The 15,620-nt window shown below is 60.5% G+C and carries 13 protein-coding genes and 1 pseudogene; 9 read left to right on the forward strand and 5 right to left on the reverse strand.

All coding sequences use genetic code 11. The features are described 5' to 3' along the window. Positions 1-339: 339 nt before the first annotated feature. Positions 340-825 (forward strand): tRNA (cytidine(34)-2'-O)-methyltransferase, encoded by a 486-nt coding sequence (locus tag FS819_RS10435; protein ID WP_156546616.1) that lies wholly within the window; start codon positions 340-342, stop codon positions 823-825. 239 nt (positions 826-1,064) lie between these two features. Further along, a complete protein-coding gene (locus FS819_RS10440; protein ID WP_156546617.1) occupies positions 1,065-2,516 on the forward strand; it encodes a cell envelope biogenesis protein OmpA in 1,452 nt (483 codons plus the stop codon). Between the two features lie 43 nt (positions 2,517-2,559). Here the strand turns inward: FS819_RS10440 and FS819_RS10445 are convergent, their stop codons facing one another. Together FS819_RS10445 and FS819_RS10450 are read right to left on the reverse strand one after the other, a co-directional pair. Next, on the reverse strand, positions 2,560-3,519 hold the full coding sequence (locus FS819_RS10445; RefSeq protein ID WP_156546619.1) for a flagellin N-terminal helical domain-containing protein: 960 nt from the start codon (positions 3,517-3,519) through the stop codon (positions 2,560-2,562). Positions 3,520-3,705: 186 nt separating this feature from the next. Then, positions 3,706-3,984 (reverse strand): hypothetical protein, encoded by a 279-nt coding sequence (locus FS819_RS10450; RefSeq protein WP_156546621.1) that lies wholly within the window; start codon positions 3,982-3,984, stop codon positions 3,706-3,708. 172 nt (positions 3,985-4,156) lie between these two features. Between FS819_RS10450 and hemF the strand changes: the two genes are divergently transcribed. The 3 genes and pseudogenes from hemF to FS819_RS10465 form a co-directional block, all read left to right on the forward strand. Next, a complete protein-coding gene (gene hemF / locus FS819_RS10455) occupies positions 4,157-5,071 on the forward strand; it encodes an oxygen-dependent coproporphyrinogen oxidase (protein WP_156546623.1) in 915 nt (304 codons plus the stop codon). Between the two features lie 196 nt (positions 5,072-5,267). Next, complete coding sequence (locus FS819_RS10460; RefSeq protein WP_156546625.1) at positions 5,268-5,555, forward strand: hypothetical protein; 288 nt, start codon at positions 5,268-5,270, stop codon at positions 5,553-5,555. Positions 5,556-5,747: 192 nt separating this feature from the next. After that, positions 5,748-5,915: pseudogene (locus FS819_RS10465) on the forward strand (DUF1059 domain-containing protein); the annotation flags it as partial. Between the two features lie 75 nt (positions 5,916-5,990). Here FS819_RS10465 and FS819_RS10470 read toward each other — a convergent pair. The 3 genes from FS819_RS10470 to FS819_RS10480 are packed head-to-tail and all read right to left on the reverse strand — an operon-like array spanning position 5,991 to position 8,526. Next, positions 5,991-7,253, reverse strand: a complete 1,263-nt coding sequence (locus tag FS819_RS10470; protein ID WP_156546627.1) for a CCA tRNA nucleotidyltransferase — start codon at positions 7,251-7,253, stop codon at positions 5,991-5,993. Next, the gene (locus tag FS819_RS10475; protein ID WP_156546629.1) at positions 7,250-7,906 is read right to left on the reverse strand and encodes a CoA pyrophosphatase; all 657 of its coding nucleotides are present in this window, start codon (positions 7,904-7,906) and stop codon (positions 7,250-7,252) included. The genes FS819_RS10470 and FS819_RS10475 overlap by 4 nt, the downstream gene beginning before the upstream one ends. After that, positions 7,903-8,526, reverse strand: coding sequence for a DUF1285 domain-containing protein (locus FS819_RS10480; RefSeq protein WP_156546631.1), 624 nt, complete (start codon positions 8,524-8,526; stop codon positions 7,903-7,905). The genes FS819_RS10475 and FS819_RS10480 overlap by 4 nt, the downstream gene beginning before the upstream one ends. Positions 8,527-8,726: 200 nt before the next feature. Here FS819_RS10480 and FS819_RS10485 point away from each other — a divergent pair, with 200 nt between their 5' ends. From FS819_RS10485 to FS819_RS10500, 4 genes are read left to right on the forward strand one after another with little or no spacing between them, the layout of a single operon-like run. Then, on the forward strand, positions 8,727-9,740 hold the full coding sequence (locus FS819_RS10485; RefSeq protein ID WP_156534661.1) for an AAA family ATPase: 1,014 nt from the start codon (positions 8,727-8,729) through the stop codon (positions 9,738-9,740). Between the two features lie 15 nt (positions 9,741-9,755). Beyond that, positions 9,756-10,718, forward strand: a complete 963-nt coding sequence (locus FS819_RS10490; protein ID WP_156534663.1) for a DUF58 domain-containing protein — start codon at positions 9,756-9,758, stop codon at positions 10,716-10,718. Then, entirely contained in the window at positions 10,718-13,546 is a 2,829-nt protein-coding gene (locus FS819_RS10495; protein WP_156546633.1) for a DUF4159 domain-containing protein, read from the forward strand. The genes FS819_RS10490 and FS819_RS10495 overlap by 1 nt, the downstream gene beginning before the upstream one ends. A gap of 1 nt (position 13,547) precedes the next feature. Then, positions 13,548-15,617, forward strand: a complete 2,070-nt coding sequence (locus FS819_RS10500; RefSeq protein WP_156546635.1) for a hypothetical protein — start codon at positions 13,548-13,550, stop codon at positions 15,615-15,617. Positions 15,618-15,620 lie beyond the last annotated feature (3 nt).

The following is a 15,620-nucleotide window of genomic DNA, read 5'->3' on the forward strand; positions in this document are numbered from 1 at the left end:
CCTGACCGCAAAGGTTCAGGCGAAATCAGCCATGGGATTGAGAAAGACATCGCCTCTTGCAAGAGCGTAGTTCGGGCAAGAGCACAGTTCAGGCGATGGCGTTTCGACAGGTTAAGGAAAAGTCGAGAGGGCTCAGCGCTGCCGGAGAATTCGTGCAGCGGGGTGGCGCATCCAGTGGATATCGGTCATGCGTGCCTCCCTGTCTCGAGTGAAGATGCGTTTTCAATAAAGACGCAGCGGGAAATTGAAAAGTCGCAATCGGAACGGCACCCTGTTTTGCGGTCGCACTGTTGCCCATCGACAACAGACAGGCCGCAGTGAAGCCGGTATTCAAACGCCATGACCAATAGCATCACCGGCATCTCCCCCTCCACGCTCCGCATCGCCCTTTACCAGCCGGATATTCCCGGCAATACCGGCACGATCCTGCGGCTTGCCGCCTGCCTTGGCCTCGGTGTCGATATTATCGAGCCTGCCGGTTTCGACCTGTCGGACCGCAATCTGAAGCGGGCGGGAATGGACTATCTCGCTGCCGTCACCCTCACCCGGCATGTCAACTGGGCGCAATTTGAGGATTGGCGCAAGGACAGCGGACGCCGGCTGGTTCTGGCCTCCACCAAGGCGGCCATGCCCTATACCGAACTTGCCTTCCAGCCCGATGATATCCTGCTGTTTGGCCGCGAAAGCGCCGGTGTGCCTGACCATGTCCATGACGGCGCCGATGCCCGCATTCTAATCCCGATGGTCGACGGCCAGCGTTCCATCAATGTCGCCATGTCGGCAGCGATGATTGTCGGTGAGGCGCTGCGCCAGACGCGGCGCTGACCCCAAGAATTGCCTGATTTTCCAAACGTTTTTATCAGGATAAGCGCCAGAACGCTTATGCATGGACATTTGGCTTTGCGCAAAGCCAGCCGGTTCAGCCTGTGCTATCCTTGATAGCTGGATTTGCAATCATGAGCCAACACAGCTTTTCCGTTAGTGCAAAAAAAATAAAGTAACAGTTGCTAATCGAATTGCGCGCCCATAAGTTGCAATGCAACAAACCACATGGGAGAAGACCAATGTTCGAGACGGCATTCACCTTTGGCTTGACCCAATTTGCCCGGTCGCTATCGCTGCCGGAAAGGCTGCAAAGGCGGCCTTTGCGCAATGCTGCGCTGGAGCCCTGGCGGTTGCGCAACAGCAGCCTCGATGCGCTCTATTACGACATCCGGGCGCTGACCTCGGACGAGGCCTTCTACATCAGCGACGCATTGGCCGCCGAAGGGTTGATCATGATCGTGCCGCCCACCGGCCAGGGCATGTTGACGCTGTGCGAAACGGTGGATGAATATCTGCTGCGCGGTGGCCGTGAGGTCCGGGCCATGGCGGTGGCAGGCATTGGCGGCTCAGCTGCCGGGGCTGCCGCCTTTGCCCGCAATGTCGCAGACGCCATCGAGGCACCGGTCTGCGCTGTGGTGTCCGGCTATGGACTTGGCGATGTCGTCGCGGAAGCATTGGGCGGCGCTTTCTTCTTTGGCCCGCTGGGCTTTCTGCGCCGCAATTTCGAGATGATCGACGATCTGGTCGGACGCCCGCAATTCGGCGCCTACCAGCGCCGCCCGAAACCATCGCAACCGCCGCGTCACACCAGTCTCGATGCCGATACGATTCAGGCGCTGCTGTGCCACCCGGACCTGCGTTTCAACCTCGTCACCGGCCATTCCAAGGGCAACCAGATCGTTGCTGAAGCGCTGAACGCCATTGAAAAAGAAGCGCCGGAGCGGCTTTCCATTCTGGCGGAACGGTTGCAGATCATCACCTTCAGCACGCGCGTCGCGCTGCCCACGCCGTTTTCACCGCCCTTGGCGATCATCGGTGAACTTGACTGGTACGGCGAATTGAATGCCACCGCGCCGGTGACCAATAGTGTCCGCGTCGCACGCGCCGGCCATTCGACCAACATATCCCTGCCGGGTGGGCTGAAAATCACCGATCTTTTGGCGCAGGCGCTTTCCGCGTCACCTGCCAGCGCCTCAGACACGGCTAGAACAGACGAACCGGTGGAACATGCAATTCCGTCGCTTCTGGCTCTGGTCGTTCCCCCTGTCGTGGCGGAAGCCAGCGACACGCGCGCTCAAGTCAGCACTCAGGCCAGCGCCCAAAACAGTGCCATGAACGACAATGACAGAAACGATGATGAGAGAGTTATCGTTGAGGAGCCAGTTTCATTGGAACCGGAGCCGGAAATATCTGCCGAACCCGTCGACGCGGTGGCTGGCGACAACACGCACGATGTCATCCCGCAGCAGCCTGCCGATGCGCCGCTCTCCGAGCCGGTCATGCACGAAGACAAGGCCGAAACTGAACAGATACTGGCTCCTGACGAACTGGTGCCCGAAGCGTCTGCCCAAACGATTTCCGAGCCTGTCGCTGTTGCCGATACGCTCCCACCCGTTCAGCAAAGCCCCGTTAAACAAAGCTTCGGTCAACCAGGCAATACCCGCAAGCGCAACAGATCACGCAAGCGGTGAGGCGTGTTTGACGGCGCGACGCCGCCATCACTTGGCACAGCGGTTACATAAATAGCTGTGCCAAGCTCTTCTGCTGGCTGTTGGCAATGCTGAGGGTGGCCGTCTGCAACTGGGATTGGACGCTTTGCGCCGAAAGCTTGGTGGCTTCCTCTTCCATATCGGCATCGGTCAAGCGGCCAATGCTGATCGTGGCGGTATCCTGCAGATCCTTCATCAAATCGGAACTGTTGGAAATCCGATTCTGGGTTGCGCCCACGGCGGCGCTGGCATCGGTCATACTGGAAAGGATGGATTGGGTGGCGCCGATCATCGCATCGATCTGCGCATTCGATGTATCATCCGAAATGGCGATTTCCGCAGCGGTCGGCGCGGCTGGTGTCTGGGAACCGACATTCATCAGATAATATTCACTGGCGCTGCCATCGGAGCCAATGGTCAGGGTCGAGCGCGTCAAAATGCCGTCGCTCGCATCGTTTTTGCTGGTCAGCACGCTTTGCGCCGTGTCGAAATTGGTGACATTGACCGCCAGATTGCCGCTGCCATCAGTGCCGACCGAGGACACCATCGACGTCACTTTCGGTGACTGGTTGCTATCGAGCGCCAGCCAGTTCTGGCCGTTGAAGCTGGAGGACTGCGTCACGGTCGAAAGCTGCTCCTTGAGTTGGCTGATCTCGTCATTGATCGCTCCCTTGTTGGCACCGGCTGCCTTGGAGGCAATCAGCTTGGCCTGGATGTCGGAAACAAGACCCGTCGCTTGCTCCAGCCCCAGTGCGGCAGTGTCGGAGACCGCAGCCGACAGCGCCGTGGCGTCTTCGGCGCTCGACAGCGACAGGCTGTCGGATTTCATCGTCGTGGCAATCGACCAATAGGCGGCGTTATCAGAGGCGTCATCGACCTTTTTGCCGGTTGCAACCTTGGTCTGGGTCGCTTCAAGCGCCTTCGAAGACCCGCTCAGAAGAGACAGGGCCGATGCAGACGTGGAATTGATCGATACGGAATCCATGCTGCCCCCTTTAACGTCGTGGGCCTTAAAACGCCTAAATGGCGCTTTGAAGAAAAATACCCCACAATGTAAGGGATTTATAATCTACGAGATATTTCCATCACCTTTCGGCAACGACTGCAATTTTAACGATTAGACAATATTCAAGGCTCGACTGCTGAGAAGGACGCCGGATAGCACCAAGACTCAATCCGCAGACGACAAACGCCGCATGGTAAACTCGATGGCATCGCCCTCCAATTGCCGCCAGCTTTCCACTTCGGTCCAGTAGGCGGCCTTGGGAAAGGCATCGAACCATTCGCGTGCCTTGGCGCGGGCCTCTTCCCGGTTGAGGCGAAAGGTTTCCCGAATGAAGGGCGAGGCCTCCCGTATCGCCTGGCCCCGGTCTTTTGTCTGTCGATCACGGTGGCGGGCAATCTGCCGTTTCAGGCCGTCGAGCGGCGGAAGAGGACGTTTTGCTGTCATGGTGACAATCCTTTCTAGACCCGGCCTTTCGAGACCCGATGATAAGCCATGCGCGATGGTTTTTCCAGTATCAGGTGGTTTGGCGGCGATGGCACAACCGAGCTGGATCTGATAGTCACCGTGCTTCGATCAACGCGCCGGGATCTGATGAAAGCGGCGACAGGGAGAGCATATGCAACGGCCCATTCTGCCCAAAGGCCTGCCTGAGGATATCGAGGCGAAAAAAGCCACCGCCCGCGCCTGGTTCGAAAACCTTCGTGACCAGATCTGCCGGTCCTTCGAGGCGCTGGAAGACGAATTGACCGGTCCCTTGAGCGAGCGCGAACCTGGACGCTTTGTCCCAAAGGACTGGCAGCGCGAAGAAGGACTTGGCGGCGGCGGACGCATGTCGATGATGAATGGCCGGGTGTTTGAGAAGGTCGGCGTTCATACCTCCACAGTGCATGGCGAATTCTCGCCGGAATTTCGCAAGCAGATGCCGGGTGCCGAGGAAGATCCAAGATTCTGGGCCTCGGGCATTTCGCTGATCGCCCATCCCTGCAATCCGCATGTTCCGGCGGTGCATATGAACACCCGCATGGTGGTCACCACCAGCCAGTGGTTCGGCGGCGGAGCAGACCTGACCCCGGTTCTGGATCGGCGCCGTACCCAGGAGGATGCCGACACGGTGGCCTTTCATGCCGCGCTCGAATCCGCCTGTTCGGCCCATCCTGACATTGCCGATTATCCGCATTACAAAGCCTGGTGCGAGGAATATTTCTTTCTGCCGCACCGCCAGGAACCACGTGGCATTGGTGGAATTTTCTTCGACTGGCTGCATGCCGGGGAAAAGTTCGACCTCTGGGCCGCCAATTTCGCTTTCGTGCAGGATGTCGGACGAAAATTCGCCTCCGTCTATCCCGATCTGGTTCGTGGCAATTTCAACACGCCATGGACCGATGAAGACCGGGAAGAGCAACTGGTGCGCCGGGGCCGCTATGTGGAGTTCAATCTGCTCTATGACCGCGGCACGATCTTTGGTCTTAAGACCGGCGGCAATGTCGAATCGATTTTGTCGTCGCTTCCGCCCCTCGTCCGCTGGCCTTGAGGCAGAAATCTGCTTCAGAATGGATCTGATCGCAGCAAAAACCCCATAATTGCAGGGGCTTTCGCTGCGATAACGTTCAATTCATATTTTCTTGATTAACAAAAACTGCATTACAGGCCCATTAATCGAAAATTAACATTGGCATGTCGCGTTCCCGTGTTATCCTGTCGCCTATGGAATGAGGAGGAGGATTGCAATGGCTACGCACAGCATGACTATTCCCACGGACATGACGAATTCCGCAGATCGGACCGGTCGCGACCGACTGATCGACACAGCGGAACTCATCGATCGCATGGCGCATGACCTGAAAGCGTCCAGCGATGCCAATCTGCCGCATTGCTACTTTGTCGAACAGGCAAAATTGCGGCTTGCAGGCCTGCATGGCCGCGAACATCGCACCAACGACGCCCATAAAATGGTCAGCAAAAACACGGTCAACGGCTCAAGCTCGGTGTTTTACGCCTGGGCCATGCCGGAATAAATAGTCTGGCGAAACAATAGTTTATGAAGGGTCGGAAATGTCCCTTCATAACAATTGGAAGAGAGCGACAAGCCGTCAGGCGAAGCGTTTAACAAGCTCCATGCGAAAATTCTTGAATACAGGAAGCACTGACCTTTGAGGGGTCGTTGCCAACGACACCTCACCGCAGCAATGCTTCGGGAGGAAAGAACCATGAAACAATTCGAATGTGGAAGTCTCGTACCCGGATGCGAATGGCATACCCGTGCCAATGAAGAAGCCGAGGTGGTGCATCGCGCTGTCGAGCATATGCGGATGGTGCATGGAGAAAGCGTGATCCGCGAACATATGGTGCAGAATGTCCGTGCGCGCATTACCGATGCAGGCGATGGTGACACCGCAGATAACAAACACAGTGCCACCCACAAGCAAAGTGATCAGGCTGCCTGATCGCAATCAACCCGATGGCGTGACCGCCTCTTTAAGCCGGGAGAGAAGCTTTTCCCGGCTGAAGGTGAAATTGGCCTGAACCCAACTGTCTTCCAGCGTCGTCAGCACGCGACCAATCTCCGGTCCCGGCGCAAGACCGGCGGCAATGGCGTCACTGCCTGTCACAGGAAAGACGGGCTTTTCGAAAGCCTGCGCCCGTTGCATCAAGCGAAACCAGCGAGCCGACGCTGCCATGCTGGCCGTATCGCCCTCCGCCTTGGCACGGGCTGCTGCCAGCGACAGTTTCAACTGCGCGACAATGCCCGGCTTGTCTTGCCGATAGAGCAACCGGTCGAGGGCAAGATCAGCCATATCATCCTTGATCTTCGGCACGGTGGCAAAGCGCTGCAAAAACTCCGCCTCGGCCCGCGACAGTTTCAGCCGCTCGGCCAATCCCTTCATCCGCTCAGGGTTATCAGGCACCATTGCCACCAGCCGCAACAGTGGCTCCGGCGGCCAGTTCAGGGCGGTTTGCGTGGCGATCAGGCCCGGAATGGCATCAATCCCCCATTTTTCCGTTTCCGGCAGGATCGCCGTCAACACGCCGGATTGGCGCATCCACAGCAGCGCCCGGCCCGGGTCTTTGGCGGAAAGGAGTTTTTTGGTCTCCGACCAGACCCGCTCGGCAGACAGCCGGTGCAATTCGTCACGCGCCGCCGCACAGGCCCGCAAGCCATCGGCATCCGGGCGTCCGCGCCCATACCAGGCAAAAAACCGGAAGAAGCGCAGCACCCGCAGATAATCCTCGGCAATCCGCAGGCGGGCATCGCCAATGAACCGCAGCGTGCCGGTTTGAAGATCCGCCAGCCCGCCGACCGGATCGATCACCTCGCCAGACGCCGTGGCATAAAGCGCGTTGATGGTGAAATCCCGCCGTTCGGCATCCACCTGCCAGTCGGTGCCGAACGCGACCTCGGCATGGCGGCCATCGGTTTCCATGTCGCGCCGCAGCGTCGTCACTTCAAACGGCTTGCCACCGATCACCAGCGTCACTGTGCCATGCTCAATGCCTGTTGGCACCGCCTTGATGTCTGCCGCCTCGGCCCGAGCCGTCACTTCGGAGGGAACAAGCGTGGTGGCGAGATCGATATCGCCAACGGGTTCACCCAGCAGGCTATTGCGCACCGCGCCGCCCACCACTCGCACCTCGCCGCCATCGGCGTTCAACAGGGCAAAGACCTTGGCCAGCGCCGCATCCTGAAACCAGGGCCGATCCGCAACCGTCGTCATGCATAAAGCCTTTCATAAAGCGTGCGCAGAATGCCTGCGGTAATGCCCCAGATCTGGCGTTCGCCATAGGGCATCACATAAAAATGCCTGGTCGTCCCATTAAAGACTTTGCTGTCGCGGCGGTGATTGTCCGGGTCCATCAGGAAGGAGAGCGGCACTTCGAACACATCGGCCACTTCATCCGGGTTGATGGTCAGGCGAAATCCTGGCTGCACCACCGCCAGCACCGGCGTGATGCGAAAGCCGGTGCCTGCAAGATAATGCGGCAGCCGTCCGACAGTCTCGACAAAGCGCGGATCAAGGCCGATTTCCTCTTCCGCCTCACGCAGCGCTGCCGCTTCCGGGCTTGCATCGGCATCATCGATACCGCCGCCGGGAAAGGCAATCTGTCCGGAATGCTTGCGCAGCGTTGTGGTGCGCTGGGTCAGGATGATCCGTGCGTCATCGCCATCATCCACCACCGGCACCAGCACGGCAGCATCCTTGAGCCGCAGGCCTTCCAGCTTCAGCAATATCTCGGCATTCAACACATGATCGCCATGGTCGCGCCAAGCGGTTTCCAGTGGCGCACCGCTTTGGCTCTGCGCCCGGCTGCGAAATTCATCGGCGGTGAAACCTGGCAGGGTCAGATTATTGCGGTCGATTTCCGTCATGATGCCAATCCGTCCAGATCCGCCGCTGGCATCACGGCAAAAGTCTCGCCACCGGAGCGGATCGCAAACATCGCCTGTCCGTCGATGTCGATCACCTCCCCCAGCGCCATCAACTCATAGGTGACGGCGCGTGACACCAGCGCCTCCAACCGTCCGCGCACGGCAAGATAGGGTTTCAATTGCTGGTGCTCGCCCTCGATCACAAACCGCAGTGGATGCTCAGGCCCGGCCTCAACGAGATCACCGACATTGGTGCGAAAGGTCAAGACAGGTTCGCCATTGCTTGCGCCAACCGTCATTTCCACGGCGACGAAATGGGCGTCTGCGACCTTGATTCCCAGTTTTTCCACAGGCGTGACCAGATAGGTCTTCCCATCCTCGTCCTTGCGCAACACGGTTGAAAACAACCGCACCAAGGGCGCACGGCCAATCGGCGTGCCGAGATAGAACCAAGTGCCATCGGCCAGGATTTCCATGTCGATATCGCCGCAAAACGCTGGGTTCCAGCGCTCAACCGGTGGAAGGCCGGGCTTGCCCCCTGCCGTCTGGTCGGCGGCACGGGCAATCATCGCAGCCAATCCAGCCGCATCGACCGCGTCATTGTTTTCATCGCCTGCCATGTTTGCGTCCCGGTTTTAACCTTATTAGACATCGAAGTGAGACATGGGACACGAGATAGTCATTTGAAACACGCTTGTCAGCCGCCCCACGGGGAATAAGTTAGATAAACTGCGCCGATACACGTAATGATCGATTCTTCTGGCAATCGGCACAGGCCTGCCTTACCTACCAATGACGATATGAGCCAACGGAGACCGCCATGGGCATGATCAACACCACGGACACCGCGCTCGATGAAAAAGCCATCGTCGCTCTGGCTGAACAGGCCCTGGCCGAGATTGCCAGCGTGCGCGCCGAGGTCTCCAAGGTTATTTTCGGCCAGGAAAAGGTCGTGGAAAACACCCTGCTCGCCATTCTCTCCGGCGGCCATGCGCTGCTGGTCGGCGTGCCGGGCCTGGCCAAAACCAAGCTGGTGACGACGCTCGGCACCGTGCTGGGGCTGGACGCCAACCGCATCCAGTTCACCCCCGACCTGATGCCGTCGGACATTCTCGGCACCGAAGTGATGGACCAGGACGAGCATGGCCGTCGCTCCTTCCGCTTCGTCAAGGGGCCGGTGTTTGCGCAATTACTGATGGCCGATGAAATCAACCGGGCCAGCCCGCGCACCCAATCCGCCCTGCTGCAATCCATGCAGGAATATCACATTACCATTGCCGGTCAGCGTTATGATCTGCCCGCCCCTTTCCATGTGCTGGCCACTCAGAACCCGCTGGAACAGGAAGGCACCTATCCGCTGCCGGAAGCCCAGCTCGACCGTTTCCTGTTGCAGGTCGATGTCGGCTATCCGGATCTGGCGGCAGAACGGCAGATCCTGCTCGACACGACCGGTATCAGTGATAGCCATGCCAGCGCCGTGCTGGATGCGCCCCGCCTGCTCGACATCCAGAAGCTGGTCCGCCAGATGCCGGTGCCCGACAGCGTGGTCGATGCCATCCTGTCGCTGGTGCGTGCCGCCCGGCCCGGCCAAGGTCATACGGAAACCGACAAGCATGTGGCCTGGGGTCCCGGTCCACGCGCCGGACAGGCTTTGATGCTGTGCGCCCGCGCCCGTGCACTTTACGAAGGACGCCTTGCCCCATCGATTGACGATGTGCATGCGCTGGCCGAACCGGTGCTTCAGCACCGGATGGCGTTGACCTTTGCGGCCCGTGCCGAAGGCATGGCGGTGCGTGACGTGATCGCTGGCTTGATCAAGCACAGCAAAGCGTGAGGGAGCGGTAGCGTTTTGGCAGGATTTGCACCGGAAGCGATCAGAGGGCCTGTTGACGGACGGATCGTCGAGAAAACCCCGACCGGGGATGTTCTGGCCCGCGCCCGCCAACGCGCTGCCCTCATTCCCGATTGCATGGTGGAAGCCAAGCGCATCGCCAATACCGTCATTTCCGGCTGGCATGGCCGCAGAAAACGCGGCATTGGCGAAAATTTCTGGCAGTTCCGCCCCTATGCCGAGGGCGAAAGCCTGGCCGGAATCGATTGGCGCCGCTCGGCCCGCGACGATCATCTCTATATCCGCGACCGCGAATGGGAAGCGGCCCACACGATCTGGCTCTGGGCCGATCTGTCGCCCTCAATGATGTATAAATCCCGCTTCGGCAGTGTTTCCAAGGAAAGCCGGGCGCTGGTGCTGATGCTGGCGCTGGCCGAAGTGCTGGCGCGCTCCGGCGAGCGTATCGGCTGCCCCGGCATCATGGAACCGATGTCCGCCCGCAACGCCTCCGAGCGGCTGGCGGCAGCGCTGATCCATGCGCCGGACCTGAGCGGCCTGCCCAATCAGGGCTTTCCCGATACGGCGATGATCCGCAATGCCAGCGATATCGTGCTGATCGGTGATTTTCTTGATGATCCCGATGCGATTATGGCGGGCATTGCACCGCTGGCCCGGCGCGGGTTGCGCGGTCATGTCATCGAGGTTGCCGATCCGGCGGAAGAACTGTTTCCCTATGCGGGCCGCACCGAATTTACCGACCCGGAAACCGGCGAAAAGCTGGTATCGGGCCGCGCCGAAAACATCCGGGAAGACTATCGCCGCGCCTATTTCCTGCGCCGTGAAGCCTTGAGCGAGGAATTGCGGCGGCTGGGCTGGAGCTTTACCGCGCATCTCACCGACCGACTGGCCTCCGAAGCGCTGGTCAAAGTGCATATGCATTTGTCTGGCGCTCCGCAACTTTCCCACCGTGGAGGCGCGTAATGGGTGGCCTTCCGCTTGCTTTTGTCACTCCTGCGCTGCTCGGCGCGCTCGTCGTGCTGCCAGCCATCTGGTTTCTGCTGAAACTGACACCGCCGCGCCCGCAGATGGAAGTGTTTCCACCGCTGCGCATTCTGGCCCGCGTGCTGAAGCGGGAGGAAACCCCGGCCCGAAGCCCCTGGTGGCTGACGCTGCTGCGCATGGCAATGGCGACCCTGGTCATTCTGGCCTTGGCCGAACCGGTGCTCAACCCGCGCGGCACATCGGTTGCCGGTGGTGGGCCGCTGGTTCTGGTCATCGACAACAGTTGGGCCAGCGTTGGAGATTGGGAGCGCCGCGTAGAGACGGCAAATGGCCTGATCGATGAGGCCGAAAGCAGCAATCTGCCGATTTCCCTGGTGTTGACCGCCGAGCTGACCCAGGATGCCGTCCCCGTCAATACCGCCGCCGCCCGCGAAAAACTAAGCGCCGCCCGGCCAAGGCCTTTGACGCCGGACCGCAGCCGCGCCCTCACGGCGCTGACGGCAGCGTTGAAAGGAACCAAGCCCGGCACGCTGGCCTTCCTGAGTGACGGTGTCGCGGCCAGCGAAAGCGAACAAATCGGCAGCCAATTCTCCGCACTGGCCCCTGCCGAATTGCGGGTAATCACCGATGACGGCAAGGCAAGTATCGCCCTGACTGGTGCCACCAATGGCGTCGATCAGCTTGTCGCCAAAGTCACCCGCCTGTCGCCTGCTGATCCCCAACAGATCATCGTCGATGCGCAGGACCAGCAGGGACGACCGATTGCGTCAGGCACCGCCAGTTTTGCCGCCGGGCAAAGCGTCGCCACGGCAGAGATTGCCGCACCTTTTGAGCTGCGCAATGATTTTGCCCGGCTGAGCCTTGCCGGTTATGGCACAGCCGGTGCGGTCCAGCTATTGGATGACGGCTTTCGCCGCCGCAAGGTGGCGCTTCTCGCCGGTGACGCCAATGACGAATTCCAGCCGCTGCTATCGCCGCTCTATTACATCCAGCGGGCGCTGCAACCCTATGCCGACCTGATCAAATCCAGTGACAAGGATCTGGCCAGAGCCATTCCCGAGCTGTTGCAGCAGAACCCCTCGGCCCTGATCATGGCCGATATCGGCCGCCTGCCGCCGGATGTGCAGCAGCAGCTGCAACGCTGGCTGCAACGCGGCGGCACGCTGATCCGGTTCGCCGGACCAAGGCTTGCCGCTGCCCCTGCCGATGATCCGCTGGTGCCGGTGACGCTGCGTCAGGGTGAGCGCCAATTGGGCGGCGCGCTCTCCTGGTCTGAGCCGCAACCGCTTGCCGCCTTCCCGCCCACCAGCCCGTTTGCCGGGCTTGCGCCACCCGATGGCGTGCTGGTCAAGCGGCAGGTTCTGGCCGAGCCGACCCCTGATCTCGCCAGCCGCACCTGGGCAAGCCTTGGCGATGGCACGCCGCTGGTCACCGCCAGGGATAGTGGTGCCGGGCGCATCGTGCTGTTCCATGTCAGCGCCGAGGCCAGCTGGTCCAATCTGCCAATTTCGGGCGATTTCGTGGAAATGCTGCGCCGTGTCGTGCAGATGGCCCATGCTAGCGGAACCAATACCGGTAGCAATGCGACCGCCGCAGCCGCCAGCCTGCCGCCCTACCGGCTGCTGACCGAGCATGGCGGACTGACGGCGGAAGCCAGCAATGCCAAACCGCTGGAGTTGGGAGCCAAACGCCCGCCTGCCGCAACGTTTGACAATCCACCCGGCCTTTACGGCTCCGAAGATGGATTTTCTGCCCTCAACCTTCTGCCAGCAGGTGCCGAGTTGAAACCGTTAAACCTCGATGGCGTGACGGTTCCGGTGGTGCGCGAGCCGCTGGCCGGGGCAAGTGCTACACCGCTGAAGCCGCCGTTGCTGGGTATCGCATTGGCGCTGTTCATCATCGACAGTCTGGTGGTGCTTGCCATGGGTGGGGCCTTTGCCCGAATGCCGAAAGCACGGATCGCCAAAAGCGCTGGCGCTCTCGTGGTGCTGGCCGCAGCGCTGGCTTTGATGCCTGCCGACCGCAGCTTTGCCAATGACGCTAAACCCGGCGATGACGTGTTGCTGCAACGGCTGGACACCACCCATCTGGCCTATGTGAAAACCGGAGAGCAGGACGTCGATAGCATTTCGGAACGGGGCCTGAGCGGGCTCACCGAATTTCTCACCTATCGCACCACGCTGGAGCCGGGCGCGCCGGTCGGGCTGGACATTGCCAAGGACGAGCTGTCGCTTTACCCGATCATCTTCTGGCCGATTTCAGCCAGCGCCCCGATGCCAAGCGCCGAGGCCATCAGCCGGATCGACGCCTATATGCGCTCCGGCGGCACCGTGCTGTTCGACACCCGCGACCAATTGGGCAGTATGGGTGGGCAAGGAGATGCCGGGGCCAGCGCCAATGGCGAGCGCCTGCGCCAGATTCTTGCCAATATCGATATTCCGCCGCTGGAACCGGTGCCGAAGGACCATGTGATCAACCGGTCTTTCTATCTGCTGCATACCTATCCCGGCCGCTATACGGGCAGCCCGCTCTGGGTCGAGGCCAGGCAGGAGGCCCGCGCCAGCCAGAACGGCCTGACGTCGGGCGGTGATGGCGTGTCACCGATCATCATCACCGGCAATGATTTTCTTTCCGCCTGGGCCATCGACGCCAATGGTGTCCCCATGCTGCCGACCGTGCCGCCCGATGAAAATCAGCGGGAAATCTCCTACCGCGTCGGGGTCAATATCATGATGTATATGCTGACCGGCAATTACAAAGCCGATCAGGTCCATGTTCCGGCCCTGCTGGAAAGGCTGGGTCAATAAGATGAGCCTGTCCTTCTCCCCCTTCCTGCCTCTCTGGGCGCTGGCCGCGCTGGCCTTGCTGGCGCTGGCCGTCGCGGCTATCGGCTTTCGCCGTGGCATACGCGGCGCAACGATCCGGCTGATCGCCTTTGCCGCCTTGATCGCCGCCCTCGCCAATCCGCAGCTTCTGTCGGAAAACCGCGACAAGCTCTCAACCGTGGTGCCTGTGATCGTTGACCGCAGCCAGAGCCAGACCGATATCGCCAGCCGCAAGGCGATGACCGATCAGGCCTTGCAGGGCGTCAAGGATAAGTTGGCCCGCTTCCCCGGCATAGAGCCGCGTATTGTCGAAGCCTCGACGCCGGAAAACGCCGACACGCCATCGACCCGGCTGTTCGAAGCCCTGTCCTCGGCGATATCCGACGTGCCGCCAGCCCGGGTTGGGGCGGCGATTTTCATCACCGATGGACAAGTGCATGATGTGCCATCCAATCTGAAAACGCTGGGCATGGATGCGCCGGTCCATACGCTGTTGACCGGCAAAGCGAATGAATTCGACCGGCGCATTGAAGTGGTGCGCGCCCCCCGTTTTGGCATTGTCGGCCAGAACCAGGACATGTCGCTTCGGGTAATCGATGAAGGAGTGAAGGGCAGCCAGCCCGCTACCGTAACCGTGCGGATCAATGGCCAGGATGGCGGTTCGTTTACCGCCGTGCCGGGTGCGGAAACGCCCTATTCCTTTGCCGTGCCACGCGCCGGTAGCAATGTGCTGGAATTTTCCGTCTCCGGCCTGCCTGGCGAAGTGACGGAAACCAATAACAAGACCGTGCATCTGATCGACGGCATCCGCCAGAACCTGCGGGTGCTGCTGGTGTCAGGTGAACCGCATGCCGGTGAGCGGGCCTGGCGCAACCTGCTGAAATCCGATGCCTCCGTGGATCTGGTGCATTTCACCATTCTGCGGCCCCCGGAAAAGCAGGATGGCACCCCGATCAATGAGTTGTCACTGATCGCCTTTCCAACCCGCGAGCTATTTGTCGAAAAAATCACTGATTTCGACCTGATCATCTTCGACCGCTATCAGCATCGCGGTGTGTTGCCGATCCTCTACTATGATTATATCGCCGAATATGTCCGCAAGGGCGGCGCGCTGCTGATTGCGGCTGGCCCCGAACATGCCGGTCAGGATTCGATTGCCATGACCCCGCTGGCCTCGGTTCTGCCCGCAGCGCCGACCGGCAATATGCAGGAGGGTGGCTTTTATCCGCGTTTGTCGGAGATTGGCAAGAAACACCCCGTGACCCGCGATCTCGATGGCGCCGCATCCGAGCCGCCGCATTGGGGCCGCTGGTTCCGCAGCGTCGATGTCGATCAGCCGCAAGGCGAAACGGTCATGACCGCCAATGACAAGCCGCTGCTGGTGCTGAACCGCGCCGGCCAAGGCCGCGTCGCCATGCTGTTGTCCGACCAGGGCTGGCTCTGGGCGCGCGGCTTTGAAGGCGGCGGCCCGCATGTGGCGCTTTACCGCCGCATCGCCCATTGGCTGATGAAGGAACCGGAGCTGGAGGAAGAAGCCCTGACGGCACGTGCCAGCGGCCGGATGCTGACCATTACCCGCCAGACCATCGGCAATGACCCCGGCCCCGCCACCATCACCAGCCCCTCCGGCAAGGTGCAGGACGTGACCCAGACCCAGACCGAACCGGGCCGCTTCACGGCGGAACAGCGGATGGCGGAAACCGGCCTGTTCACCATCGCCAATGGCGAATTTTCCACCCTCGTCCATATCGGTGCGGTGGATGCGCCGGAATTCAAGGCGATGATCTCCACCCCTGACATTATGAAACCGGTATCGGACGCCACCCACGGCCTGATCCGGCGGCTGGACGCCGGGGCAAGCGGTGTCACGGTTCCCGACATCCTGCCCGTCAGCGGCCCGGTCCGCAGCAGCGATGGCGAGCGCATGGCGATCCGCATGACCAGCGAAACCCTGCTGAAAGGCGTGGACACCCTGCCCCTATTTGCCGGTTTCGGCGGATTGGCTCTGCTGTTGTTTGCAGTTTCGGCCATGTGGTGGCGCGAGGGACGGTGATGG

Origin of the sequence: Allorhizobium sp. Av2 (assembly GCF_021462805.2) — a bacterium.
GTDB classification, from domain to species: domain Bacteria; phylum Pseudomonadota; class Alphaproteobacteria; order Rhizobiales; family Rhizobiaceae; genus Allorhizobium; species Allorhizobium vitis_G.

What these genes read in the sequence shown, in the direction of transcription:
- FS819_RS10435 (WP_156546616.1), top strand. Translation starts at nt 340, where the DNA reads ATGACCAATAGCATCACCGGCATCTCCCCCTCCACGCTCCGCATCGCC.
- FS819_RS10440 (WP_156546617.1), top strand. Translation starts at nt 1,065, where the DNA reads ATGTTCGAGACGGCATTCACCTTTGGCTTGACCCAATTTGCCCGGTCG.
- FS819_RS10445 (WP_156546619.1), bottom strand. Translation starts at nt 3,519, where the DNA reads ATGGATTCCGTATCGATCAATTCCACGTCTGCATCGGCCCTGTCTCTT.
- FS819_RS10450 (WP_156546621.1), bottom strand. Translation starts at nt 3,984, where the DNA reads ATGACAGCAAAACGTCCTCTTCCGCCGCTCGACGGCCTGAAACGGCAG.
- hemF (WP_156546623.1), top strand. Translation starts at nt 4,157, where the DNA reads ATGCAACGGCCCATTCTGCCCAAAGGCCTGCCTGAGGATATCGAGGCG.
- FS819_RS10460 (WP_156546625.1), top strand. Translation starts at nt 5,268, where the DNA reads ATGGCTACGCACAGCATGACTATTCCCACGGACATGACGAATTCCGCA.
- FS819_RS10470 (WP_156546627.1), bottom strand. Translation starts at nt 7,253, where the DNA reads ATGACGACGGTTGCGGATCGGCCCTGGTTTCAGGATGCGGCGCTGGCC.
- FS819_RS10475 (WP_156546629.1), bottom strand. Translation starts at nt 7,906, where the DNA reads ATGACGGAAATCGACCGCAATAATCTGACCCTGCCAGGTTTCACCGCC.
- FS819_RS10480 (WP_156546631.1), bottom strand. Translation starts at nt 8,526, where the DNA reads ATGGCAGGCGATGAAAACAATGACGCGGTCGATGCGGCTGGATTGGCT.
- FS819_RS10485 (WP_156534661.1), top strand. Translation starts at nt 8,727, where the DNA reads ATGGGCATGATCAACACCACGGACACCGCGCTCGATGAAAAAGCCATC.
- FS819_RS10495 (WP_156546633.1), top strand. Translation starts at nt 10,718, where the DNA reads ATGGGTGGCCTTCCGCTTGCTTTTGTCACTCCTGCGCTGCTCGGCGCG.
- FS819_RS10500 (WP_156546635.1), top strand. Translation starts at nt 13,548, where the DNA reads ATGAGCCTGTCCTTCTCCCCCTTCCTGCCTCTCTGGGCGCTGGCCGCG.